The organism is Sphingobium sp. B8D3B (genome assembly GCF_025961875.1).
GTDB lineage: Bacteria > Pseudomonadota > Alphaproteobacteria > Sphingomonadales > Sphingomonadaceae > Sphingobium.
Window position 1 is genome coordinate 2,876,830 of record NZ_JAOQON010000001.1, and the last position, 23,705, is coordinate 2,900,534.

Genomic DNA, 23,705 nt, shown 5'->3' on the forward strand with positions numbered 1-23,705 from the left:
ATGTCTGCGGCCGATTGTGCATCACGCGCCTCTCATCTTGGCGCTCTGGCCATGGGCAACGCGCCCGCGCGGCCCGTTGAAATATTCCTGGATCCAGGGATGATCGAGCGCCAGCAACTCGTCGATCGTCCCGACCGCGATGACCTTTTGATCGGCGAGCACGGCAACGCGGTCGCAAATGGCGTGGAGCGTGTCGAGATCGTGGGTGATCAGGAACACGGTGAGGCCAAGCGTCTCCTGCAAGGCCCGCGTCTGCTCGTCGAATGCCGCAGCACCGATGGGGTCGAGCCCCGCAGTCGGCTCATCGAGGAATAGCAAGGCGGGATCGAGGGCCAGTGCGCGGGCGAGGCCGGCGCGCTTGCGCATCCCGCCGGAGAGCTCGGATGGGAATTTCGGTCCCGCATTGTCCGGAAGACCGGTCATCAGAATCTTGTAGGCGGCGATTTCCTCGCGCAGCTGAACCGGCAGATCGGGATAATATTCGCGCAGTGGCACCTGCACATTCTCGGAGACGGTCAGCGTGGAGAACAGCGCACCGTTCTGGAACAGGATGCCCCAGCGCTTGCGGATTGCCAGCAATTCCGGGTCCGCTGAGTCGCGGTCCAGCATCTGCTCGCCGAACACCTCGATGGAGCCGGCATAAGGGCTTTGCAGGCCGATGATCGAGCGCATCAGCACCGACTTGCCGGTGCCCGATCCACCCACCACGCCGAGAATCTCGCCGCGCCGCACGTCGAGGTCCAGCCCGTCATGCACGGTCTGGTCGCCGAAGCGATTGACCAGTCCCCGGATGGAGATGACCGGATCGTCGCTAGCGCTCATTTCCACCCCAGCCAGGTGAAGAACACCGCGAAGATGGCATCGAGCACGATGACGATGAAGATCGCCTGCACCACAGCGGCGGTGGTGCGCAGGCCGACTTCCTCGGCATTGCCGCGCACCTGCAGGCCCTGGAAGCAGCCTGCGATCGCGATGATGAGGCCAAAGACCGGCGCCTTGATGAGGCCGATATAAAGGTCGGTCAGCGGCACGACTTCGCGCAGCCGCTGGAAGAAGGTAACGGGCGGAATATCGAGCGAGACCGCGCACAGGAAGGCACCGCCGATCACCGCCATGACCGAGGCATAGAAGCCGAGCAGCGGCATCATGATGACCGCGGCCATGATGCGCGGCATCACCAGCGCTTCCATGGGCGAGACCCCGATGGTGCGCATCGCGTCCACTTCTTCATTGAGCTGCATCGTGCCGATCTGCGCGGCAAAGGCCGATCCTGAGCGGCCGGCGACCATGATGGCCGTCATCAGCACGCCCAGTTCGCGGAAGGTCAGGCGCCCAACGAGATTGACGGTCAGCACTTCCATGCCGAACTGCTCGAGCTGCACCGACCCTTGCTGCGCGATCACGATGCCGACGAGGAAGCTCATCAGCCCGATGATGAAGAGCGCCGAGATTCCGACGACCTCGATACGCTGGACGACCGCGATCAGACGGATGCGCGAGGGATGCCGCAGCAGCATGAATGATGTGATGACCACCGCGCCCAGAAAGCCGAGCAGGCCGATCATCGTGTTGAAGGTCATCCGGGTCGCAACACCCACTTCCTCGAGAATGCGCACGATCGGATGGGGCGGCACATTGCGCGTTTCCAGCGGTTGATCGTTGCGCGAGACGACGTCGATCAGGCGCATTGCGTCGTCACTGGCGCCGGTGATTTCCGCCTGCGTGCGTTTGGCGAGGCTGTGGACGATCCACGCGCCGATTGTGTCGATCTGGGTGACCTGCGTGAGGTCGATCCGGGCGACATCGCCCTCTATCGCCTCGGTGCGATTGGGCAGATCGCCGATCTGGGCGAGCGCAAGGCTGCCGGTGAAGGCAACCGTCCGGCCTGTTGCATCGTTGCTCTCGATGAGGTCGGCAGATTGCGTCATCTGAGCCACAGTGGGCCAGTTTGCGTTGCACGGCAAGCCGAATTGGACCATCTGGCGGGCCGCAGCCCGAGAGCACAGGGAGACATTGAGCGGTGCAGAGGATCGCGATCTACGACATGGACCGCACGATCACCGTGCGCGGCACCTATGCGGCGTTTCTCACGCACATGGCTCTCTCGCTGGCGCCGTGGCGGCTGATTTTCCTGCCTTTGGCGGGCATCGTCATGCTCGGTTACGTGTTGCGGCTGGTCGATCGTGGCCGGGCGAAGGAACTCAATCAGGCGCTGCTGATCGGGCGACGGGTCAATCGCGAGAGGATCCGTCCGGCCGTGGAGGCCTATGCCGACAAGGTGATTGCGCGCAACATTCGCGCCGGCGCGCTGGCCCAGATCGCGCAGGATCGCGCCTCCGGCTGCCGGCTGGTGATCGCTTCGGCATCCTTCCGGCTTTATGTCGAGCCGATTGCGAAGAGGCTGGGCTTTGATGATGTGATTGCTACCGATCATTTCAGCCAGGGTGTCGATTACATCCGGGCACGCATTGCAGGAGAGAACTGCTATGACGTCGCAAAGTTGCGGATGATCGAGGCGTGGATGTCCCGCGAAGGGATTGCCCGGGCCGATGCGCACGTCCGCGCCTATAGTGATCATGTCACTGATGCGCCGCTCTTGGGCTTTGCGGACGAGGGCTATGCGGCCAATCCCCATCGCGCCTTGGCGTCACTGGCGGCGGAAGAGGGCTGGCCGGTACTTCACTGGTGAAGTTGCGCGGCGCGACGGGAATTGCGCCTACGTCGGTAACCCGATGAGCGAAATCTGCCGCCCATAGCCCGGCTCTCCGGCATGGCAGGCGCGACGGTAGGAGAAGAATCGCGCGGGCTGGCTGTATGTGTCCTCGTCGAGCAAGGTGACCGTGCCGATGCCCGCCTGCGCCAGACGCGCCCCGACATAACCGGCGATGTCGAACTGCAGATGGCCGGGACGCCCCTCGGCGAAAAAGCGCTCGTCATCGGGATCGCGCTCCATGAACGGGCGCTCGAAACCGGCACTCACCTCATAGCTCGCCTTGCCGATGCATGGGCCGATGGCACAGGCGATGGTGGCGCGTGTCGCGCCCAAGGACGTCATTGCGTCAATGGTCGCTTCCGCCACGCCGTGGAGCGCGCCTTTCCACCCCGCATGGGCCGCCCCCACGACGCCATGGGTGGGATCGGCAAAGAGGATCGGCACGCAATCGGCAGTGAGAACGCCCAGCAGCAGCCCGGGGCGGGCTGTCACCAGCGCATCGGCTTCCGGTCGGGCGTCGAGCGGAAAGGCAGCGTCTGCAATGACAACCCGTGCGGAATGCACCTGGTGAAGCGTCACCAGCGTCGCTTGCGGCAGTACGGCTTCGCGCGCCAGATCGCGATTTGTCAGGACGGCATCGCGTTCGTCATCCGAACCCAAGCCGACATTCAGCCCGGCGTGAATGCCGGTTGAAACGCCGCCCGTGCGCCCAAGAAAGCCGTGGGGTACATCGCCCAGCGCGCCGGCGCGCAGCACTTCGATGCTCATGCGAACCCCGCCGATGCCGGCCAGTCCGGGTGACGCAAGGCGAGGGCCTTGAACAGCGTGCCCATCTGATCGGGCTCGACCAGCCGGTCACGCGCTACACGGAGATCATCGGCACGTGCCGGATTTGCGCGGGTAAGCGTGGCTGCGCGCGCATCGATGCCCAGCGCCGTGAGCAGGGCGCCCTGCCCGATGCATGGCTGTGGCCGTAGCCCGTGCGCCCGGCCGACGGCGGCCATCATGCCGAAGTCGACATGGGCGGTCAGGTCGCGGGTGCCCGGGGCGTCGAGCGGATCGGCAAAGCGGTGCTGGCTCATCGCTTGCAGCGTATCGCCCGATGCCGGTCCCTCATAGCCATAATCGATGGTCAGCAGCGCACCGCCCTGTCGGCAGAACCGCTCTGCGAGATCGGCGACGATGGCTTCGGCTGCAAAATTGCGCTCGACCATGGATCCCAAAGGCGCATCGCCGAGCGCAAGGGGAATGTGCTGGCTGCAATCCTCACCGCCAAGGATGAAAGCGGCGGGCTCGCGCTGCACGAAGCGTTCGCGCCAGCCCGCGCCGGTGCGCTGGAACTGGCGGATCGGCAGGGCATCGAAAAACTCGTTGGCGATGACGATCAGCGGGCGATCATCGGGCAGTGTCGCCACGCTGTCATGCCAGATCGCGCCCGGCACGGCGGCCTGCTGGCGAGCACGCAGCGTAGGGCTGGTTTCGACGAGATGGACCGGCGGTACGAGCCTGGCTTGGCCCATCGCTCGCAGGGCGTCGGCCGCGAGCGTCCCGCGACCCGGTCCCAGCTCGACATAGGCGAAGGAAGGGCCGACGCCGGCGCGCAAGGCAAGATCGGCCATCCAAAGCCCGATCAGCTCGCCGAACATCTGGCTGATCTCCGGCGCTGTGATGAAGTCCCCGCGCGCGCCCAAGGGATCGCGCCCGGCATAATAAGCGGCATTGGCTGCCGCCATGAAGTCGTGGAGCGAAAGAGTGTCGCGGCCCTGCCAGATGTCAGGCGACACTGTCCTGCCCGGCAATCGGCTCGACGCGGGTCCGGCGGCCCTTCGCGGTCACCACCAGATAGAGGCCCAGCACCAGCATCGGCAGGGTCAGCCACTGGCCCATATGCAGGCCGGTGCGTTCCGCGAACTCCATCAACTGGGAATCCGCCTCGCGGTAGAACTCGACGAAGAAGCGGGCAGCGCCGTAGCAGAGCGCGGCAATGCCGAACAGCTTGCCGGGCTCGTAGCGGGCCTTGGTCTTCCAGAAGAAAAAGGCGAGGATCGCGAACATCAGCGGCCCTTCCAGCAGCGCTTCGTAGAGCTGGCTGGGATGCCGGGGCAGGTCGCCTCCGCCGGGGAAAACGATACCCCATGGCACGGTGGTGACCTTACCCCACAGCTCACCATTCACGAAATTGGCGAGCCGGCCGAAGAACAGCCCGAACGGCACGACGCAGGCGATATAGTCCGCCACCCGCAGGAAGGAGAGCTTCTCGCGCCGGGCCATCCACCAGATCGCGGCGATGACGCCGATGGTGCCGCCATGCAGCGACATGCCCCCTTCCCATAGCTTGAAGATGTCGATGGGGTTCTGGAGGATCGACGGCTGATAGAAGAGAATATAGCCGAGCCGTCCGCCCACGATGATGCCGAGCGTGGCATTGAAGATGAAATCGTCGGCATGGCGACGTGCCATGGGCGCGCCCGGCTGGCGGAGCAGCACGGTTAGATACCAGTAGCCGATCAGAATGCCGGCGAGATAGGCCAGACTATACCATTTGATCGCGAAGAAGCCGAGATCGAGGGCGACCGGATCGAGCCCGAGATTCTGGAAATAGATGGGCGGAGCAGCGGCCAGGACAGCAAGCGTCAAGTGTTTTCCCCGTCAGTTTTGCGCTGCATAGTGCAAGACGTCAGCAACACCAAGGCCGGAGAATGACAGGCCGCGCTGCAAGCCATATCCTCGGCATGGAAAGCACCCGTGGCGGCGAGAGCCTCCTACCGGCCCCGCGCGTCGCGGATGCGGCCCGCGTCCATGCCAGCGAGTTGCCGCTTGAGATCTTCCGGCGCCGGCGCGATCAGGAAGCCGAAGCTCACATTGCCTTCGCGCGTTTCCACGACATGATGCAGGCGATGCGCCTGCACGATGCGCTTCATGTAGGGCGAGCGGGCCACGTAACGATGCTTCACCCGCTGGTGAACGATGATGTCGTGGAAGCCGAGGTAGATGGCGCCATAAGCGGCGATCCCGGCGCCGACAGCGGTCGCCCAGTTGCCCCAGCCCCATTGCACGCCGCCGAGCAGCATCAGGATCGAGGGCAGGGCGAAGATCACGAAATAGAGATCGTTGAGCTCCCAATTGCCGTTTCGCGGCCGATGGTGGCTGGCATGCAGAAACCAGCCGGGCCCGTGCATCACCCAGCGGTGCATCACATAGGCAAAGCCCTCCATCAGCGCGACGGTGAGGATGAAGAGAGCGACGAGGCTGAGGAACGACATGGTGCTCCCGCCTATAGGCTTGCGGGGACGGGCTGTGAAGCGAAAGGGCTGCCTTGTCTTGCGGGGAGAGCGCGGGTTAGCATGGCGTCATGATGATCCTCTCACGCCTTCGCCGGCTGACGATGCCCGTCGCCCTGGCCACCCTTTCGGCAGCGGCGCTTGCCCCGGCCCACGCCCAGCGATCCGAAGCCGAGATTCAGGCGAAGATCGATGCCGAGCTGGAAGCGATCAACCGTGCCGAGGCCGCCGCGCGGGCGGCCGAAGCGGCCGCGGTCCAACGCAAGGCTGAGGAGGAGGCTGCCAAGGCGCGGGAGGTGGTCGAGACGCAGGTCTTTGAGACCGTGCCCGTCGTCCTGACGACCAGCGCCGGCGCCGTCACCCTTGCGATCGAGACAGAGCGTGCACCCGTGACTGCAGCCAATTTCCTCGCCTATGTCGATGGGAAGCGGCTCGATGGCACGTTCTTCTATCGCGCCTTCAAATGGGAGGACGGCACGCCCGGTGGATTCATCCAGGGCGGAACGCAGAACGATCCAAAGCGCATCCTGAAACCCGTGCCGCATGAGCCGACCAGCAAGACCGGGCTGAGCCATATCGAAGGCGTCATTTCCATGGCGCAAGGTGCGCCGGGGACGGCGACGGGCGATTTCTTCATCATCGTCGGCGACATGCGTGGCTTCGACGCGACGCAGGATCAGCCGGGTTTTGCCGCTTTCGGCCGGGTGATCGACGGCATGGATGTCATTCGCAGCATCTGGAACGCCCCGCGCAGCGCGACGAAGGGTGAAGGCGTGATAAAGGGGCAGATGCTCGAGCCTGCCATTCGCATCATCACGGCCCGGCGGGCCAAGGCCGACTGACCTGGTTCGAGGTCGGGTTGTAAGAGCGCGGCCGCTCCCTCGTCGCCCATAATAAAAAGGGGCCGCGACGGATGTCGCGACCCCTTTGTTCAGCCGTCTCCCCCCGGTGACGGCCGCACTTTATTCGATCAGAACGCTGCGCCGACCGAGAACACGACCGCTGCGTCGCTGCCGCGGATCTGGCCGGGCTCGTCGGTGTCGACATAGCGCACGCCGAAGGTCAGCTGCTTCCAGCTGGCGCTGACGCCAGCCGACCAGTCGAACACTTCGCCGTCAACGCCGCCGAGGAAGCTGTCGCTCGTTGCGTAGCCGATGCTGCCGTCAACCGTGAACGGTGTGCCAGGGATGGCGAGCGACGGAGCAGCCTTGATGTAGAAGGCGTCGTTCTTGCCGAGCGCGTCCTGCTTCCAGGCATAGTTGGCGGTCACTGCCAGGCCAACCGGGCCGAGCGTGGTCTTGACCGTGACATAGGGCTCGAAGAAGTCGGTCGCGACGTCGGTGACCGTGTCCTTGGGGTACAGATAGTAGAGCAGACCGGCGTCGACCGTCACGCCCGGAGCCAGCTCCGTGGAGTAGCCGGCGAAGAAGTCGAGCTCAGCGGTCGCGCCATTGCCAGCGCCGTCGAGATCCGGGAAGTCGACGTTCGAACCCCAGGTGCCGAAGTAGAAACCGCTGTCGTGCGTCACGGTGATGCCGGCCTGGATGGCAGCATTCTGCTTCGTCTGCGAGAAGCCGCGGAAGCGGTAGTCGGACACAACGGTGGCGGAGCCGGAAACGGTCAGGCCGCTGTCATCGTCCTGCGCGAGAGCAGGGGTGGCAGTGGCAAAAATAGCGAGGGCCGAGAGGCCCAGAATGGACTTACGCATGGGATTCCCCTTAACGAGATAAAAATGCGATCGTCCCTGCCTGCAGCGCCGGGCGATCGCTTCATTTTGGATCCGCATTTGTTGCGGTTGAGCGGACTTGCCGGCAAGCCGCGATCCTGATGCCTCTGTCTTGTGCGACGCACAAGACAGAAACTGCACATATGTGTTGCGAACTCATGAAGTGTTGCAGCCGCGCCACGCTGGCTATTGACCGAAACCGTAGGGGAAGCAGGCGCATCTGGAGGTTTCGCCAGACTTGTTCAGGCGCGAAGTGCCCCCATGGGCGGTCAGCCAGGGTGCAGTGCAAGCGGCGGGCGACTCAACGAGCGGCGTGGTGCTCCATCGCAAGCTGCCAACGCTGAAGCCCCTGTTCGAGGTCTGCGATGAGATCGTCAGGCTCTTCCAGCCCAACATTGATCCGCACCAGCAAACCCTTGGCCTCCCACTGCCGCGCCGTGCGCAGGCTGGCGGGATCGACCGGCAGGGCAAGGCTCTCGAACCCGCCCCAGCTATAGCCGATGCCGAACAGCGTCAGCGCGTCGATAAAGGCCGAGCGGGCCGAGTCGTCGTTGCTCGCGAATTCGAAAGCAAACAGGCCGGCGCTCCCGGCGAAATCGCGGCGCCACGCTGCATGGCCGGGGCAGGATGCCAAAGCCGGGTGCAGCACGCGCGCAACTTCGGGCCGCGCCTCCAGCCAGCGCGCCAGCGCCAGCGCGCTTTCGCCCTGATGTTTGAGGCGCACGGCCAGCGTCCGCATGCCGCGCAGCACCAGCCAGGCATCGTCCGGGCTGACGGTCTGGCCGAGCATGTGGCCGCGCTTGTGGATGGCGGGCCATAGCGCAGCATTTGCGGTGACGGACCCCATCATGACGTCACTATGGCCGCAGAGGTACTTTGTGCAGGCGAGGATCGACACATCCACTCCCAGCCCGAGGGCCGGCAGCAGCAAGGGTGTCGCCCAGGTGTTGTCGATCAGCGAGATGATCCCGCGCGCCTTTGCCACCGCGACAATGGCGGGCACGTCCTGCACCTCGAAGGTCAGGCTGCCGGGGCTTTCGAGGAAGATGGCGCGGGTTCGCTCGGTGCAAAGCGCAGCGATATCGGTGCCGATGAGCGGATCATAATAGATCGTCCGCACGCCGAACTCGCGCAGCATTCCATCGCACATCGCGCGGGTCGGGCCGTAGACGCTGTCGACCATCAGCAGGTCGTCGCCGGGCTTCAGCACCGCGAGCAAAGCGCCGGCAATGGCGGCGACGCCCGAGGGGTAGAGCAACGTGCCCGCCGCTTCCGGCTCCAACTGGGTGATGGCCTCCGCCAGCGACCAGCTCGTGGGCGCGCCACGCCGGCCATAATAGAGGCGGTGCGGATCGGCAGTCGTGGCGCTGCGCAGATGCGCGACATCCTCATACAATATGGTGGAAGCGCGCCAGACAGGCGGGTTGACGATCCCGCCGGGCTGCCCGGGCATCCCGGTCCATTCCGGGCGGCGACCGGCCTGGACCAGTCGTGTGCCCGGGCTAAGAGGTTTGCCGGTCTTTCCGTCGTCGCTGGTGCCGCTCATGCCGGACCGACCGCCTTGGGCGTCGCGGGATCCGCGCCCCATTCGGACCAGCTCCCGTCGTAGATCCGTACATCCTCCTTGCCCAGCAGTGCTGCGCCGAACAGAAGATTGCAGGCGGTGACGCCGCTGCCACAGCTCATGATCAGGGGCTTGTCGAGGTCGACACCCGCATCGTCAAAGGCTTGGCGCAGCGCATCGCCCTGCTTCCAGCGTCCCTGTTCGTCCAGCAACAGGTTCGAGGGGAGATTGGCCGAACCGGGGATATGGCCTTCCGCCATGCCGGGGCGCGGTTCGGCGGCATCGCCCCGGAATCGGTCGGCGCTGCGGGCATCCACGACTTGCGCGGCGCAACTCTCCAGATTGGCGAACACATCGGCCTTGCTGGCAATCGCGCTGTGATCGCGGGCGGCGGTGAAGGCACCGTTGTTCGACCTGGCTGCCTCGCCTGCTTCGGTCGGGCGGCCTTCTGCCGTCCAGCGCGCCAACCCGCCATCCAAAATAGCAACCTGACGTGCGCCAAAGATGCGTAGCAGCCACCACGCCCGGCCCGCGCTGCTCAGCGGACTATTGTCGTAGATGACGATGCGGTCGTCCTGCCCGATGCCGAGGGCCGCCATCCGCTCGGCGAACTGGGCGTTGGTCGGCACCATCGCGGGGCGTGGATCGCTCGCGTCGTTGAGCGTCGAGAGATCGAGGAACAAAGCGCCGGGAATATGCTGCGCCAGATATTCCGCCTTGGGGTCACGCGGGGTGCCCGGCAAGAAGGCCGTGGCATCGAGGACCTTGAGGTCCGGCGCGCCGAGCGCCTTTGCGAGCCAATCGGTAGAAACCAGCATATCCATGGCGAAGCGTATCCTTGAGGTGGGATGGTTGGCGCAAGGGGTTCGCGCCGGCCACGAATCATATTAAGGCGCGTGGCATGACACTCAAGCATCTCGGTCAGACAAGCGGCCTTCCGGCAAGCCCGGAGGAGGCCGTTCTCGATTATGTGCCCAATCCCCGCAAGGGCCGGCCCTATCTGGTGCGCTTCACCGCGCCGGAGTTCACATCGCTTTGCCCCGTCACCGGCCAGCCCGATTTCGCGCATCTGGTCATCGATTATGTGCCGGGCGAGACGATTGTGGAATCCAAGTCGCTCAAGCTCTTCCTCGGCAGTTTCCGCAATCATGCCGGCTTCCACGAGGATTGTACGGTCGGCATCGGTGAACGGCTGACGGCCGAAATGCAGCCGCTCTGGCTGCGCATCGGCGGCTATTGGTATCCGCGTGGTGGCATTCCCATCGATGTATTCTGGCAGTCCGGTCCGCCCCTGGATGGCGTATGGCTCCCGGTTCAGGATGTCCCCGGCTATCGCGGCCGGGGCTAAGCGGGCACCCGAGCGAACCGTTATTTGAGCAGTCCGCCCAACACGCCGCGCACGAGACGCCCGACCAGCCCGCCGCTGCTCTTGCGACTCGATCCACCGAGAATCGCCTTGCCGATCTCATTGGCGACCTGCCGGCCCACCGAAGAAGCGGCCGAGCGCGTCGCGGACTGGATGGCGCGGTCGAGATTGCTCGGCTTGGAAGCTTCCCGCGCCTGAGCGCGCGCTTCTGCTTCGCGCTGCTTGGCTTCCAGACTGGCCTGCTGTGCAGCGGCCTTGTCCGCCTGGGCTTGTGCCTTGGCTGCATCTGCGGCCGCGGCTGCGGCCTGCGTGCGGGCCAGCAGGATCTCCTCGGCTGATTCGCGGTTGATCGCCTCGTCATATTTGCCGTCGCAGGGCGAAATGGACTGGATGATCGCGCGCTCCTTCGCGTCCAGCACGCCCAGCCGCGAACGCGGTGGCGCGATCAGCGTCCGCTGGACCATCGAGGGCGCGCCATCTTCCTGCAGCAGGGAAACGAGCGCCTCGCCCACGCGCAGTTCGATGATCGCGGTTTCGACGTTCAGAGCGGGATTGGCGCGGAACGTCTCGGCGGCGGCCTTGATCGCCTTCTGCTCACGCGGGGTGAAGGCGCGCAGGGCATGTTGCACTCGGTTGCCGAGTTGCCCCGCCACATCCTCCGGCACGTCGATAGGGTTCTGCGTCACGAAATACACGCCCACGCCCTTGGAGCGGATCAGGCGCACGACCTGCTCAATCTTGTCGACCAGCGCCTTGGGGGCGTCGTCGAAAAGCAGATGCGCTTCATCGAAAAAGAAGACGAGCACGGGCTTTGCAGGGTCGCCGACTTCCGGCAGCGTTTCGAAGAGCTCGGACAGCAGCCAGAGCAGGAAAGTCGCATACAGCTTCGGGCTGCGCATCAGCTTGTCGGCGGCGAGGATGTTGATGAACCCGCGGCCCTTCTCATCGGTGCGGATCAGGTCGCTGATCTCCAGCGCGGGCTCGCCGAAGAATTTGTCGCCACCCTGCGATTCGAGCTGCAAAAGCTGGCGCTGGATGGCGCCCACGCTGGCCTTCGTCACATTTCCATAGCGGCTGGTGAGCATGTCGGCGTTGTCAGCGCAATAAGCCAGCATCGCCTGCAGATCGCCCAGGTCGAGCAGGAGCAGCCCTTCATCATCCGCATAGCGGAAGGCGATGGTCAGCACGCCTTCCTGCGTTTCGTTCAGCCCCATCAGCCGGGCGAGCAGCAACGGCCCCATTTCGGAAATGGTGGCGCGGACCGGATGGCCCTGTTCGCCATAAAGATCCCAGAAGATCGCCGGATTGTCCGAGAAGGCATAGTCAGCCATGCCGATTTCCTGCGCGCGGGCGATCAGCTTGTCGGCGTTCTTTGCCGTCGGCGAGCCAGCCATGGCGATGCCGGACAGGTCGCCCTTCACATCGGCAAGAAAGACCGGAACGCCCTGCGCCGAAAAGCTCTCGGCCAATCCCTGCAGCGTGACCGTCTTGCCGGTTCCAGTCGCGCCAGCGATCAGGCCGTGCCGGTTGGCGCGACGCAGGACCAGACGCTGCGGTTCGCCGTCGAGACTTTGGCCAATGAAGATGCTCGTGTCGTCGCTCATGCCCGTTCTCCAACCACAGGCCAGAGGTAGCTTGGCAAGGGGAGCAAGAAAAGCGGCACAAACAGAAAAGGGCGCGAGGTCATCGCGCCCTTTCACTCCGTCGGGATGCCCCGCGCTTACATGCCGCGCAGGCGGATCGGCACGAAGGCCGGCGGCGATCCGCGGCGGACCACCTGCAGGAGCACGGCGTTGCGGCCGGCATCCTTGGCAGCCTGCGCGGCCTTGCCCAGTTCCGCCTCGCTGGTGACCGGCTGGCCATTGGCCGTGGTAATGACGAAGCCGCGGCGCAGCCCCTTCTGTCCGGCATCGGTCGCGGGGTCGACAGCCGTCACCACCACGCCGCGCGTATCCGCCGGCACGCCAAGCTGGCGGGCGATGGCGGGCGTCAACGACTGGACGGCGATGCCAAGCAATTGCTGCGAGGCTTCCTTGGTGGCCTGGGCATCCTGGTCCGAGAAATCGTCCTCGGCCGGCTGGCTGAAGTTCGCCAGTTCCTCTTCCGCCGGACGCTCCTCGATCGTCGCGCGAATGGTCATGCGCTTGCCATTGCGGATCAGCTCGATCGGCACGCTGGAGCCGACTGGCAGATTGGCGACGATGTAGGACAGCGTCTCGTCCGGATTCACCTCGCGATCGTTGACCTTCACGATGACATCGCCAGCCTTGATGCCGGCCTTGTCGGCAGCGCGGCCCGGCTCGACGCCATGCACAAACTCGCCGCGGTTGCGGGGCAGGCCAAGCGAATCGGCCATGTCTTCGGAAAGCTGGCCGATCTGGATGCCGAGATAGCCGCGCGTGATCGTCTGGCCCTTCCGCAGCGTCTCAATGATCGGGACAGCCTGCTCGGCCGGGATCGCAAAGCCGATGCCGATGTTGCCGCCGGTGGGCGAGAGGATCTGGCTGTTGATGCCGATCACATTGCCGTTCATGTCGAACATCGGGCCGCCGCTATTGCCCTGGTTGATCGACGCGTCGGTCTGGATGAAGCGCTCGCCGCCCCCGGTGTTACGGTGGAGCGCCGAGATGATCCCGGCGGTGACCGTGCTGCCGATGCCGAAGGGATTGCCGATCGCGATCACCCAGTCACCCACGCGCGCCCGTGTCGAATCGCCGAACTTCACGAAGGGCAGCGGCTTGGTGGTGGAGATCTTGAGCACGGCAAGGTCAGAGCGCGGGTCGGTGCCGATCAGCTTGGCCTCATATTCCGTGCGGTCGGGCAGGGTGACGGTGATCGAGTCGACCCGCGCGCCCCGCGCACCCGGCGCGATCACATGATTGTTGGTGACCACATAACCATCTGCCGAGATGATGAAGCCCGAGCCGAGCGACTGCGCCTGGCGCGTCTGCGGCTGGTCGCCCGAGCCGAACAGGGCGCCGAACGGCGTGCCTGCAAACGGGTTCTGCACCTGCACGCGCTGGCGGGTGGAAATATTCACCACGGCCGGCTGCAGGCGCTGCGCCATGTCGGCGAAGCTCATTGGCGCGCCGCGCGGCGCCGCTGCGGCCATATTTTCGTTCTGCGCGGTCTGCGCGACGACGGTGGATGAATTGGATGTCAGGGCAATGGCGGTGCCGCCGAGGAGGAGGGCTGCGGTAATAGCATAAGCGTAGCGCACGAAGATGTTCCTCTTCTCTTCATCTTTCGCCGGGTGTTCCGGAAGGGAAGGCCCGGAGCCGGGGAGTGACCCACCGGCCATGGAATCGCCCGGATGAACGGGCATTGAATGGTCAGCGCGCGACGTAAAAACGCCGCGCCCTCAATCAGCCTTAGCGCCCCCGGAACTGGCGGAGATAGTCGTTGTCCGTGGACAGGACGGCGCTTGTCTCGCCCGGTGCGGTTTCGGCGAAGGTCGTCCGGTAGGACTGCATGGCGCGATAGAAATCGTAGAACTGCGCGTCCTTGCCGAAGCTGGCGGCGTAGACCTTTGCTGCGGCGGCATCGGCATCGGCGCGGATCAGCTGTGCGCGCCGGGCGCCTTCTGCGCGGATGGTCAGCGCCTCCTGCTCGCGCGCCGTGCGCATCCGCTGGAACGCGCTCTGCAGCGGCGTGCCGTCGGGCAGGTCGGCGCGCATGATCCGCACGTCGATGATCTCGGCGCCATACTGCCGCGCGACCCGGTTCAGGCTGGCGGTGATGTTGTTCATCACCTCGCTGCGTTCCGGGCTGAGCAACAGGTCGAAGCGGCGGCGGCCCAGCTCGTTACGCAGGGCCGAACCCAGGATCGGGCGCAGCGCGTCCTCAACTCGGGTCTCGCTACCGGCCGAGATGAACATGCGCCGGGGGTCGACGATGCGGTAGCGTGCAAAGGCATCGACCTGCAGGCGCAGCTGATCGGTGGAGAGCACCTGCTGGCGCTCCATGGCGACCGACTGCACGCGCTTGTCGATCCACACGACCTGATCGACGAACGGCAGCCGGACCTTTAGCCCGGCCCCGGTGTTCCCGAACACCTCATTGGGCTTGTAGGCATTGTAAATGCGCACCGGTTCGCCGAAGCGCAGCACGACGGCCTGCTTGGTTTCCGGCACGATGGAGAAGGTGCTGGCCAGCAGAATCAGGCCGACAGTCGCCAGAACGGCAAGCAGGATGGGGTTGCGCAAGGAGAGGTTCATTGTGCGCCTCCCTGCTGCTGGGCTTGCGGCTGTGCAGGCGTCTCCACGCTCACATTCGCGCGGGGGCGAAGGGCTGGGAGCGGCAGATAGGGCGTCACACCGGGGGTTTCGACAATGGTCTTGTTCACGCCGGAGAGCACACTTTCCATGGTTTCATAATACATGCGGCGACGCGTCACGTCGGGTGCGAGGCGATACTCCTCATACACCTTGTCGAACGCGGCGGCCTCACCCTGTGAGCGGGCAGAGAGCTGCTGCGCATAGGCGCGGGCCTGATTGAGATAGGTTTCGGCAGCCTGCTGCGCAGCGCTGACTTCCTTGAAGGCATCGTTCACGGCGGCTGGCGGATCGGCCTGCTTGATGGCGACGCCCTGAATGCGCACGCCCGCGCCGTAGCTGTCGAGAATCTGCTGCATCCGCTCCTGCACCTGTGCCTCGATGGCATTCCGCCCAGCGCCGAGCGCGTCGGTCAGCGAGACCGTCGCCACCACTGCGCGCATGGCGGATTCGGAAACGGCGGTGATCGTTTCCTCAGGATTGGCGATCTGGAAGAGATATTGCTGCGGGTCGCGGATATTCCAGCGGACAGAATAGCCCAGATTGATGATGTTCTGGTCGCCGGTGAGAACCAGCTTCTCGGATTCATCGCCCGCCGAGCCGAGATCGACCGTGCGGATCTCTTCGACGTCCAGGATGGTCACATTCTCGAGCGGGGCGGGCAGCGACCAGTTGATGCCGGGGCCAAGGGTGCGGCTGTAGCTGCCCAGGATGGAGACGATGCCGCGCTCTTGCGGGCCGATCCTGTGAATGCTGGTGGTGGCAATCCACAGCACGACGATGGCGATGGCGGCATAGAACCAGATCGCGCGCCCGCCGGGGCTGCGTGGCGTGCCGCCACCCTGGCCGCCGAAGCTGTCCCGCGCGCGGCGCATCAACTCATCGATTGCGCTCGGGCCGCGCGAATCCGCGCCACCTCTGTCATCCCGGGGCGGTGGGGTCCACGGGTTGCGCGGACCTTCCTTGCCCTTGCCGGAAGACGGCACCTCGCCCTGCGTGCCCCAAGGACCACCCTCGCTCATTGGCAAAGTCTGGCCGGGATTTTCCATCAATTCCTTACTCATGCCGTGGTTATAGGGACGGTCTTTGCGGAAATACAGGGCCGTGCTGCGATAATTGCCCCTTGGTGAGGGCGTATTCGGGCGCTCTTCGATTCACAAAACAGTCGGCATGTTCTAGAGCGCCCGCATGACTGACTCTCCGATCGATGATGCGTCCGCCCTTCCTCCCGCTCTCACCGCCCGGATCGAAGGCCTGGCAGCGGGCCGCGCCGGGGGACTTCGCCTGCGCGACAATGTCCTCAGCCTGGTGCTGGATGTGAGCGGGCTGGACGCGGAGCAGCGCGATTCCCTCGCCGCGCAGCTCGTTGCCGCGGGGACGAGCGAATTCGGTCTGGAGGATGTGCGGGTCGCGATGACCGCGGAACGCGCCGCGCGCCCCACGATCATTGCGGTGGGGTCGGGCAAGGGCGGCGTCGGCAAGTCGACGCTCTCGGTCAACCTCGCCGCTGCCCTCAAGGCGCTCGGCAAGCGTGTCGGCATGGTGGACGCGGACATTTATGGCCCGTCGCTGCCTCGTTTGCTGGACAGCGAGGATGCCAAACCCAAGGCGGAAGGCAACCGCCTGTTCCCGGTCCAGAACGCCTATGGCATCCCGATGCTGTCCATGGGGCATCTGGCCAAAAAGGGGCAGGCGATTGCCTGGCGCGGGCCGATGGCCGGCAATGCACTCGGGCAGTTGCTGGATGCGGACTGGCAGGGCATCGATCTTCTGGTGGTGGATTTGCCACCGGGCACAGGCGACGTGCAGCTTACCATGATCCAGCGCTACAAGCCGGCCGGGGCGGTGATCATCTCCACGCCGCAGGATCTGGCGCTGATCGACGCGACGCGCGCGGTGAGCTTCTTCGATCAGGCAAAGGTGCCGGTGATCGGCATGGTGGAAAATATGGCAGGCTATGTCTGCCCGCATTGCGGCGAGGTGTCCGATCCGTTCGGGTCCGGCGGAGCAGAAGCGAGCGCCGCGCAAATGGGCTTGCCGTTCCTCGGGCGCGTGCCGCTGGATATCGCAGTCCGCACCGCATCGGATGCCGGCAAACCGCCCGCTGCGGATGAGGGCGTGGCTGGCCAGCCGTTCCGCGCCATTGCCGAGCGCGTCGCCCGCTGGCTCGATCGAAACGGGTCGGGCGCTACGGCCGGTTGATGCGGACGCCGCGCAACAGGATGGGCAGCGGCGGCGGCGCAGAGAAGTCCGGCAAGGGGGTTCGTTCATCCATAAACCGCCGAACGCTCCTGATCGGGGCTGCGGCAGGCGGCGGACTGGCCCTAGCCTGGGGGCTCTGGCCGCGCGACTACGCGCAAACCGCGGATGCAACGGAGAGCGAGACCGCGTTCGGCGCGTTCCTGAAGATCGACCGGAATGGGCAGGTCATCGTCATGGTGCCGCAAGCGGAGCTGGGGCAGGGCGTCTTCACGCTGTTCGCGCAACTCGTTGCGGATGAACTCGGCGCTGACTGGCGCACCGTCGCGGTCCAGCCCGCCCCGCCCGGACCGCTTTACGCCAATCCCACGCTCCTGCGGCAATGGTTCTCCGGGCCGGTCACCGAGCAGTTCGGGGATCTGAGCTTTCGGGCGATCGAGGAATATGCGCGTCGGTATAATCTGGTCCTGACGGGTGGGGCGACCTCGGTTGCCAATTTCCGCGACGCCTTGCGCGAGGCCGGTGCAACCGCGCGGGTGCTGCTCTGCATGGCGGCGGCCGATCGCTGGGGCGTCGGCTGGGAAAGCTGCGACATTGTCGCGGGGATTGTCGGCGATGGGACGAACAAGGCGCGGATCGGCGCGCTGGCCGAGGAGGCCGCCGCTTTCACGCCGCCCGATCCGCTGCCCTTCCGGCCAGAAGGGCGCGAGGATGCCTTGATCGGCACCGAAGCGCCCCGGTTGGATGTGCCGGCGAAGATCGACGGATCGGCCAATTACGCGGCCGACATTCGGTTGCCGGACATGATCTATGCCTCGATTCGGCAGGGGCCGGTCAATGCCATCGCGCTCGAAGCGATCAACGAGGCGGCGGCGCGCGCGGTGCCCGGCATGATCGACATCGTGCAGGAGGCAGGCTGGGTCGCGGTGACCGGCCGCACCTGGTGGGCAGCGAATCAGGCGCTGAGCCGGCTGGATCCCGTGTTCCGGCTCGATGGGCCGGAGCTGGACGACGCAGCCATTGATACCGCGCTGGAAGCGGCGTTCGAGAGCGGTCAGGGCGGGCGCTATTTCCGCCGGGGGGATCTGGAGCCGGTCTTTGCGGGTGCGCAGGTCGTCAGCGCCACCTACGATGTGGCGCCGGCGCTGCATCTCGCGCTCGAACCCATGGCGGCGACCGCGCGCGTCCGGCCGGAGGGCGTGGAGCTGTGGATGCCTACCCAGGCCCCGACGCTGGCTCGCGATGCCGTGGCCAAGGCACTGGGCGTGTCAGCCCGGGACGTTACCATTTATCCCTTGTTCGTGGGCGGCTCCTTCGGGCTCAAGATGGAGGTCGATGCCGGCGTCCAGGCAGCGCTCATCGCCCGTGCCGCCAATGCCCCGGTGCAGCTCATGTGGTCCCGCGCGGAGGACATCATCCGCGATTATCCGCGGCCGCCGGCCCGCGCGCGGATGGTTGCCAAGCTGGGGCCGACCGGTCTGATCGAGGGCTGGTCCGCCAAGGTGGCTGCACCCGCCGCGCTGGCCCAGCAGTGGCGACGGATCGCGCATGGCCGCACGCGCGCGCAAGCGCGGGCCGACACAGCAAACAAGGCCGACGCTCTGGCTGTCTCCGGCATGGACCTGCCCTATGCGATTCCCAATTTCGCGGTGGATCATTTCCCCGCCGACCTCGCGCTGGCGACGGGTCGCTGGCGGGGCAATGCGGACAGCTATGGCTGCTTCTTTTCCGAGAGCTTCATCGACGAACTGGCGGTGGTCTCGCAGGTCGAGCCGCTCTCCTTCCGGATGCAGTTGCTCGGCAACAATCCCCGTCTGGCGCAATGCCTCACCGCCGTCACCGCGCTTGGCGATTGGCAGGGCGGCGTGCCGGGCAGCGGCCAGGGCATCGCCTGCCACAGCATGGCTGGCGGCCACATCGCGGTGCTGGTGGAGGCTGGCTTGTCGCAGGGACGGGTCGCGGTGAAGAAAATCTCCGCCGTCGCCGACTGCGGAAAGCTCATCAATCCGGGGATCGCCCGTCAGCAGATCGAAGGGGGGCTAATCTTCGGCCTTGCCATGGCGCTCGGTGGCGCGCCGGCCTATGCCGGATCGTTGCCAGCCGGGCTGCAGCTTGGCGATTATGCCCTGCCGCGCATGGCGGATGTGGGGGAGGTGAGCGTGGAATTCATCGACAGCAGCGCGGCCCAGTCCGGCCTTGGGGAAATCGGCGTGCCGGCGGTTGCGCCAGCGCTCGCCAGTGCGCTGGCGACGGTCACGGGGCGGCGCTACCGTCGCTTGCCGGTCATGGGAGAGGATGGATGAACGAATCGCAGATGACGGGCGACGCCATCGGCGCTCAAGGTGGCCGGGTGGCCGTGCTGGTCGTCAATCTCGGCACCCCTGATGCGCCGACGCCAGCAGCGGTGAAGCGCTATCTGCGCGAGTTCCTGTCCGATCCGCGCGTCGTCGAGATTCCGCAGGCAGTCTGGCAGCCGATCTTGCGCGGTGTCGTGCTCAATGTGCGCCCGCGCAAGTCGGCGCATGCCTATCAGCAGGTGTGGACGGACGATGGCTCCCCGCTGGCGATGCACACGCGGGATACGGCGCGGGGCTTGCGGGTCATCTGGGAGGACGCGATCACGGTCGACTGGGCGATGCGCTATGGCGCGCCATCCATTGCCGACCGGCTGAGGGCCCTGAAAGAGAGCGGCCATGAGCGCATTCTCATCGCCCCGCTCTATCCCCAATATTGCGGCGCTACCACGGCGAGTGTGATGGATGCGGTCGGCCAGGCGCTGGAAGCGATGCGGTGGCAGCCCGCCATCCGCACCCTGCCGCCCTATTTCGACGATCCTGCCTATATCGAGGCATTGCGAGCCCGCACGCAAAGCCAGTTGGCGGCCCTGCCATTCGCCCCGGATCGCCTGCTGGTGAGCTTCCACGGCATGCCCAAGCGCACCCGCGAGCTGGGCGATCCTTATTATGCGCAGTGCGTGGAGACGGCCCGCCTGCTCGGCGAGGCGCTCGGGCGTGAGATCATCGTCACCTTCCAGTCCCGCTTCGGCCCCGCCAAATGGCTGGAGCCGGCGACGGACACCGTGCTTGAGGGGCTGCCCGGCCAGGGCGTGCGCTCCGTGGCGGTGATGACGCCGGGCTTCTCGGCGGACTGCTTGGAGACGCTCGAGGAAATCGCCCTGCGCGGCAAGGAGAGCTTCGTCGCCGCGGGTGGCGAGCATTTCGCCTTTTTGCCCTGTCTTAACGCTCAGGCGGACGCTATTGCCATGTATCGGCAGCTTCTCGGGCGAGAACTTGCCGGCTGGGTAGAGCCGTCCAGCATTTGACCGAACCCTTGATGACGCGCAGGAGAGGCATTGAATGAGCAGAGTAGCGATCGTGACCGGCGGAACCCGCGGTATCGGCGAAGCAATCAGTCTGGCACTGCGCGAAAAGGGGTTTGAGGTCGCTGCCAACTATGCGGGCAATAGCGAGCGCGCCAAGGCTTTCACGGACAAGACCGGCATTCGCTCCTACGCGTGGGACGTGGGTGATCATCAGGCCTGCCTCGATGGCTGCGCCCAGGTCGCGTCCGACCTTGGTCCGATCGACGTTGTCGTGAACAACGCCGGCATCACGCGAGACGGCGTGCTCATGAAGATGAGCTTCGAGGACTGGAACGAGGTGATGCGCATCAACCTCGGCGGCTGCTTCAACATGGCCAAGGCCACCTTCCCCGGCATGCGCGAGCGGGGCTGGGGCCGCATCGTCAACATCGGCTCGATCAATGGGCAGGCCGGCCAATATGGTCAGGTGAACTATGCAGCCGCCAAGTCGGGCATCCACGGCTTCACCAAGGCGCTGGCTCAGGAAGGCGCCAAATATGGCGTGACCGTCAACGCCATCGCGCCGGGCTATATCGATACCGACATGGTCGCCGCTGTGCCGGCGGCGGTGCTGGAGAAGATCGTGGCGCGCATTCCCGTCGGGCGCCTGGGCCATGCGGAAGAGATCGCGCGGGGCGTTGCCTTCCTGTGCAGCGAGGATGCCGGGTTCGTGACCGGATCGACCCTGTCGATCAACGGCGGCCAGCACATGTATTGAGCCGGGCGGTGGAAGAGACGCCACCGCTTTATGCCGGCCCGGTCAAGCGCAGCATGACCATTGCCGGCCACACGACCTCGATCAGCCTGGAGCCTGTCTTCTGGCGGGCGCTGGAAGACAGCGCCCGCGCGGCGGACCTGCCGCTGAGCGCGCTCGTCGCCCGCATCGATGCCGAGCGGATTCAACAGAGCGAGCCGCCCAATCTTGCCAGCGCCCTCAGATGCTGGTTGCTGGTGCGCGCAGGATAAGCGCCGGGCGCGCCGGCGCGTGCCCGGTTTCAGGCGAGCAGGGTGCCGGCCAGTTCCTTGAGATCGACCTCGGGCCGCGCGCCATAATGCGAGATGACCTCTGCAGCGGCGATGGCGCCGAGCGTGAGGCAGGTCGTCGGGTCCTGCCCACGCACATGGCCGGTCAGGAAGCCAGCGGCGAAAAGATCGCCCGCGCCGGTCGTGTCGATCACGCGCTCGACGGGCGCGGCTGCCACCTCATAGCGGGTGCCGTTCTGGATGGCGATGGCGCCCTTCTCGCTGCGGGTGACGATCAGCGTCGGCAGCTTGTCCGCAAAGCGCGCAATGGCCTTTTCGCAGTCCTGCGTTTGCGCCAGCGAGCAGATCTCGGTTTCGTTGGAGAAGAGGATGTCGATCATCCCGCCGTCGATCAGGCTGATGAAGTCCTCGCGATGCCGCTCGATGACGAAGGCGTCGGACAGCGTGAAGGCCACCTCGCGGCCCGCCTCGCGCGCGGCGGCGATGGCATCGCGCATGGCGGCGCGGGGCTGCTCGGGGTCCCACAGATAGCCCTCAAGATAGAGGATGCGGGCCGAGCGAATCATGTCGAGATCGAGCGCGGCCGCGGGCAGGAACTGGGATGCGCCAAGGAAGGTGTTCATCGTGCGCTGAGCGTCGGGCGTCACCATGATGAGGCAGCGCGCGGTGGGCGGACCGTCGCTCGCCACCTCGGTTTCATAGCGAATGCCCAGCGCGCGAATGTCGTGCGCGAAGATGCGGCCCAGCTGGTCGTCGGCGACCTGGCCGATGAAGCCGCATTTGCCACCCAGCGCGGCCATGCCGGCCAGGGTATTGGCCGCCGACCCACCGGAAATCTCAAGGCCGCTCGCCATATCGGCATAGAGCGCCTCGGCCTGGTCGGCATCGATAAGCTGCATCCCGCCCTTGGTGAGCGCGCGGCTGGCGATGAAGGCATCGTTTTCCTGGGAAATCACATCGACAATGGCATTGCCGATGGCGACGACATCAAGAACAGCTTCGGACAAAAGGCATTCCTTCATGAAGGATGAGGCAGGGCGGGAGAAAGCCCGTCCTTATCCGCCTGATCTCGCCCCGGCAAGCAGCGTGGGACAGGGCATGGGGAACGCCGGCCGCTTGACCGCCGCGCGTGCTCGGGCAAAACCTGTCCCATGGTGTTTCCCGCCTTGCTGCGCGCCCTCCCGCAAATCCTGTTGCCCGGCATTCGCGCGGTGCTCTGGCAGAGTCTCGCCATCACCGTGGCGATCTTTGCGCTTATCGGCGCGGGCGTCTGGTTTGGATTGCGCCTGCTGCTGACCCGGACCGGCTGGCTGGATGCAGACGGTTTCGCCGGCGCAGCGCTCGCCGTCGCAATCGCGCTGGTCATCGGCTGGCTGCTGTTTCGCGCCGTGGCCATCGCCATCGTCGGGCTTTACGCGGATCGCATCGTGGCGGTGGTCGAGCAGACGGACTATCCCACACGCCATGCGCAGGCGGCGGCCGTGCCTTTCGCCACCGGAATGCGGATCGCCTTGCGCTCGGCCGGCCGCGCGGTCGGCTGGAATCTGGCGGTGCTGCCGCTCTATCTGGCGCTGCTGGTCACCGGCGTTGGCGCACCGATCCTGTTCCTTGTGCTCAACGCTTATCTGCTCGGCCGCGACCTTGCCGAACTGATCGAGGGGCGGCATCCGGGCCTGACGGTGTTCACGGCTGGCCAGCGCTGGCAGCTGGGCCTCATTTCGGCGCTTCTATTCCTGCCACCCGTCGTGAACCTGTTGGCGCCGATCTGGAGCGTGGCTATGGCCGCGCACATGTTCCACGCGCGGCGGAAGACCTGAACAGATGCTCTTGCGCTTTGGCTTTCCCCTGCTTGCCCTGCTCCTCTCCGGCTGCGGCGCGTCGCTGGTCCCGCAGACCGGCGGCCTGGCGCCCGCAGTCGGCTATGCGCCGGCCAAGCGGCCCCAGCCGGGCAGCATCGTCGGCGCGGATGCGCGGGGCCTGCAACGGCTCTTCGGGGAGCCGCGGCTGGACATTCGCGATCCTGCGGTGCGCAAGCTGCAGTTCGCCAACGGCCAGTGCGTGCTGGATGCCTATCTTTATCCCCCGGCCGCGAATCGGGAGCCGGTTGTAACGCATGTCGATGCACGCAACAGCGTTGGCGACGACATGGACGCCGCTGCCTGCGCGGGCCTGCTCCGCAGGCGCTAGGATAGCGCGCCCGGGCGCATCGATTGACTTCCCGACCAGTCAATGACAGC

The 23,705-nt window shown here is 65.7% G+C and carries 24 protein-coding genes; 10 read left to right on the forward strand and 14 right to left on the reverse strand.

What is annotated here, in order from left to right; translation table 11 throughout:
- Positions 1-21: 21 nt before the first annotated feature.
- Both M2343_RS13515 and M2343_RS13520 read right to left on the reverse strand, forming a co-directional pair.
- Positions 22-822, reverse strand: coding sequence for an ABC transporter ATP-binding protein (locus tag M2343_RS13515; protein WP_264577059.1), 801 nt, complete (start codon positions 820-822; stop codon positions 22-24).
- Complete coding sequence (locus tag M2343_RS13520; RefSeq protein ID WP_264573978.1) at positions 819-1,928, reverse strand: ABC transporter permease; 1,110 nt, start codon at positions 1,926-1,928, stop codon at positions 819-821. Before M2343_RS13520 ends, M2343_RS13515 begins: the two co-directional genes overlap by 4 nt.
- 116 nt (positions 1,929-2,044) lie before the next feature.
- Between M2343_RS13520 and M2343_RS13525 the strand changes: the two genes are divergently transcribed.
- The gene (locus tag M2343_RS13525) at positions 2,045-2,689 is read left to right on the forward strand and encodes an HAD family hydrolase (protein WP_181561579.1); all 645 of its coding nucleotides are present in this window, start codon (positions 2,045-2,047) and stop codon (positions 2,687-2,689) included.
- 27 nt (positions 2,690-2,716) lie between these two features.
- Here the strand turns inward: M2343_RS13525 and pgeF are convergent, their stop codons facing one another.
- From pgeF to M2343_RS13545, 4 genes are all read right to left on the reverse strand, one after another.
- Positions 2,717-3,481, reverse strand: a complete 765-nt coding sequence (gene pgeF / locus M2343_RS13530; protein ID WP_264577060.1) for a peptidoglycan editing factor PgeF — start codon at positions 3,479-3,481, stop codon at positions 2,717-2,719.
- Positions 3,478-4,497 carry a class I SAM-dependent methyltransferase gene (locus tag M2343_RS13535; RefSeq protein ID WP_264577061.1) on the reverse strand — a complete coding sequence of 340 codons (1,020 nt, stop codon included), beginning with the start codon at positions 4,495-4,497 and terminating at the stop codon, positions 3,478-3,480. Before M2343_RS13535 ends, pgeF begins: the two co-directional genes overlap by 4 nt.
- The gene (gene lgt, locus M2343_RS13540; protein WP_264577062.1) at positions 4,487-5,350 is read right to left on the reverse strand and encodes a prolipoprotein diacylglyceryl transferase; all 864 of its coding nucleotides are present in this window, start codon (positions 5,348-5,350) and stop codon (positions 4,487-4,489) included. The genes M2343_RS13535 and lgt overlap by 11 nt, the downstream gene beginning before the upstream one ends.
- A gap of 125 nt (positions 5,351-5,475) precedes the next feature.
- A complete protein-coding gene (locus M2343_RS13545) occupies positions 5,476-5,976 on the reverse strand; it encodes a sterol desaturase family protein (RefSeq protein ID WP_264577063.1) in 501 nt (166 codons plus the stop codon).
- 314 nt (positions 5,977-6,290) lie between these two features.
- Here M2343_RS13545 and M2343_RS13550 point away from each other — a divergent pair, with 314 nt between their 5' ends.
- Positions 6,291-6,836 carry a peptidylprolyl isomerase gene (locus M2343_RS13550; RefSeq protein WP_264577573.1) on the forward strand — a complete coding sequence of 182 codons (546 nt, stop codon included), beginning with the start codon at positions 6,291-6,293 and terminating at the stop codon, positions 6,834-6,836.
- Between the two features lie 128 nt (positions 6,837-6,964).
- On the opposite strand, the gene M2343_RS13555 is transcribed toward M2343_RS13550, so the two are convergent.
- From M2343_RS13555 to sseA, 3 genes are all read right to left on the reverse strand, one after another.
- Positions 6,965-7,702: a TorF family putative porin gene (locus tag M2343_RS13555; RefSeq protein ID WP_264571674.1), complete on the reverse strand. Its 738-nt coding sequence runs from the start codon at positions 7,700-7,702 to the stop codon at positions 6,965-6,967.
- Positions 7,703-8,021: 319 nt separating this feature from the next.
- A complete protein-coding gene (metC, locus tag M2343_RS13560) occupies positions 8,022-9,266 on the reverse strand; it encodes a cystathionine beta-lyase (protein ID WP_264577064.1) in 1,245 nt (414 codons plus the stop codon).
- Positions 9,263-10,108 carry a 3-mercaptopyruvate sulfurtransferase gene (sseA, locus tag M2343_RS13565; RefSeq protein WP_264577065.1) on the reverse strand — a complete coding sequence of 282 codons (846 nt, stop codon included), beginning with the start codon at positions 10,106-10,108 and terminating at the stop codon, positions 9,263-9,265. Before sseA ends, metC begins: the two co-directional genes overlap by 4 nt.
- A gap of 77 nt (positions 10,109-10,185) precedes the next feature.
- Here sseA and queF point away from each other — a divergent pair, with 77 nt between their 5' ends.
- Positions 10,186-10,632 carry a preQ(1) synthase gene (gene queF / locus M2343_RS13570; protein ID WP_181561119.1) on the forward strand — a complete coding sequence of 149 codons (447 nt, stop codon included), beginning with the start codon at positions 10,186-10,188 and terminating at the stop codon, positions 10,630-10,632.
- A gap of 20 nt (positions 10,633-10,652) precedes the next feature.
- Here queF and M2343_RS13575 read toward each other — a convergent pair whose 3' ends face one another.
- The 4 genes from M2343_RS13575 to hflK all read right to left on the reverse strand — a co-directional run bounded on the left by M2343_RS13575 (position 10,653) and on the right by hflK (position 15,988).
- Positions 10,653-12,254: a DUF853 domain-containing protein gene (locus M2343_RS13575; RefSeq protein WP_264577066.1), complete on the reverse strand. Its 1,602-nt coding sequence runs from the start codon at positions 12,252-12,254 to the stop codon at positions 10,653-10,655.
- Positions 12,255-12,370: 116 nt separating this feature from the next.
- Entirely contained in the window at positions 12,371-13,870 is a 1,500-nt protein-coding gene (locus M2343_RS13580; RefSeq protein WP_264571679.1) for a DegQ family serine endoprotease, read from the reverse strand.
- 151 nt (positions 13,871-14,021) lie between these two features.
- Positions 14,022-14,867 carry a protease modulator HflC gene (gene hflC, locus M2343_RS13585; protein ID WP_264571680.1) on the reverse strand — a complete coding sequence of 282 codons (846 nt, stop codon included), beginning with the start codon at positions 14,865-14,867 and terminating at the stop codon, positions 14,022-14,024.
- Positions 14,864-15,988, reverse strand: coding sequence for an FtsH protease activity modulator HflK (gene hflK / locus M2343_RS13590; protein ID WP_264577067.1), 1,125 nt, complete (start codon positions 15,986-15,988; stop codon positions 14,864-14,866). Before hflK ends, hflC begins: the two co-directional genes overlap by 4 nt.
- Positions 15,989-16,112: 124 nt before the next feature.
- Between hflK and M2343_RS13595 the strand changes: the two genes are divergently transcribed.
- Genes M2343_RS13595 through M2343_RS13615 form a run of 5 tightly spaced genes read left to right on the forward strand, consistent with a single transcriptional unit; the run spans position 16,113 to position 21,450 of the window.
- Entirely contained in the window at positions 16,113-17,126 is a 1,014-nt protein-coding gene (locus M2343_RS13595) for an Mrp/NBP35 family ATP-binding protein (RefSeq protein ID WP_319799411.1), read from the forward strand.
- A 20-nt stretch (positions 17,127-17,146) separates the two neighbouring features.
- Positions 17,147-19,426, forward strand: a complete 2,280-nt coding sequence (locus M2343_RS13600; RefSeq protein ID WP_264577575.1) for a xanthine dehydrogenase family protein molybdopterin-binding subunit — start codon at positions 17,147-17,149, stop codon at positions 19,424-19,426.
- Entirely contained in the window at positions 19,423-20,445 is a 1,023-nt protein-coding gene (hemH, locus tag M2343_RS13605; RefSeq protein WP_264577068.1) for a ferrochelatase, read from the forward strand. Before M2343_RS13600 ends, hemH begins: the two co-directional genes overlap by 4 nt.
- A gap of 34 nt (positions 20,446-20,479) precedes the next feature.
- Positions 20,480-21,202, forward strand: a complete 723-nt coding sequence (gene phbB / locus M2343_RS13610; RefSeq protein WP_181561125.1) for an acetoacetyl-CoA reductase — start codon at positions 20,480-20,482, stop codon at positions 21,200-21,202.
- A 53-nt stretch (positions 21,203-21,255) separates the two neighbouring features.
- Positions 21,256-21,450, forward strand: coding sequence for a ribbon-helix-helix domain-containing protein (locus tag M2343_RS13615; protein WP_413716053.1), 195 nt, complete (start codon positions 21,256-21,258; stop codon positions 21,448-21,450).
- 29 nt (positions 21,451-21,479) lie between these two features.
- On the opposite strand, the gene M2343_RS13620 is transcribed toward M2343_RS13615, so the two are convergent.
- Complete coding sequence (locus M2343_RS13620) at positions 21,480-22,490, reverse strand: adenosine kinase (protein WP_413716024.1); 1,011 nt, start codon at positions 22,488-22,490, stop codon at positions 21,480-21,482.
- Positions 22,491-22,619: 129 nt separating this feature from the next.
- Here M2343_RS13620 and M2343_RS13625 point away from each other — a divergent pair, with 129 nt between their 5' ends.
- Complete coding sequence (locus M2343_RS13625; RefSeq protein WP_264577071.1) at positions 22,620-23,285, forward strand: EI24 domain-containing protein; 666 nt, start codon at positions 22,620-22,622, stop codon at positions 23,283-23,285.
- A gap of 4 nt (positions 23,286-23,289) precedes the next feature.
- Complete coding sequence (locus tag M2343_RS13630) at positions 23,290-23,655, forward strand: hypothetical protein (protein ID WP_264577072.1); 366 nt, start codon at positions 23,290-23,292, stop codon at positions 23,653-23,655.
- The last annotated feature ends 50 nt before the right edge of the window (positions 23,656-23,705 follow it).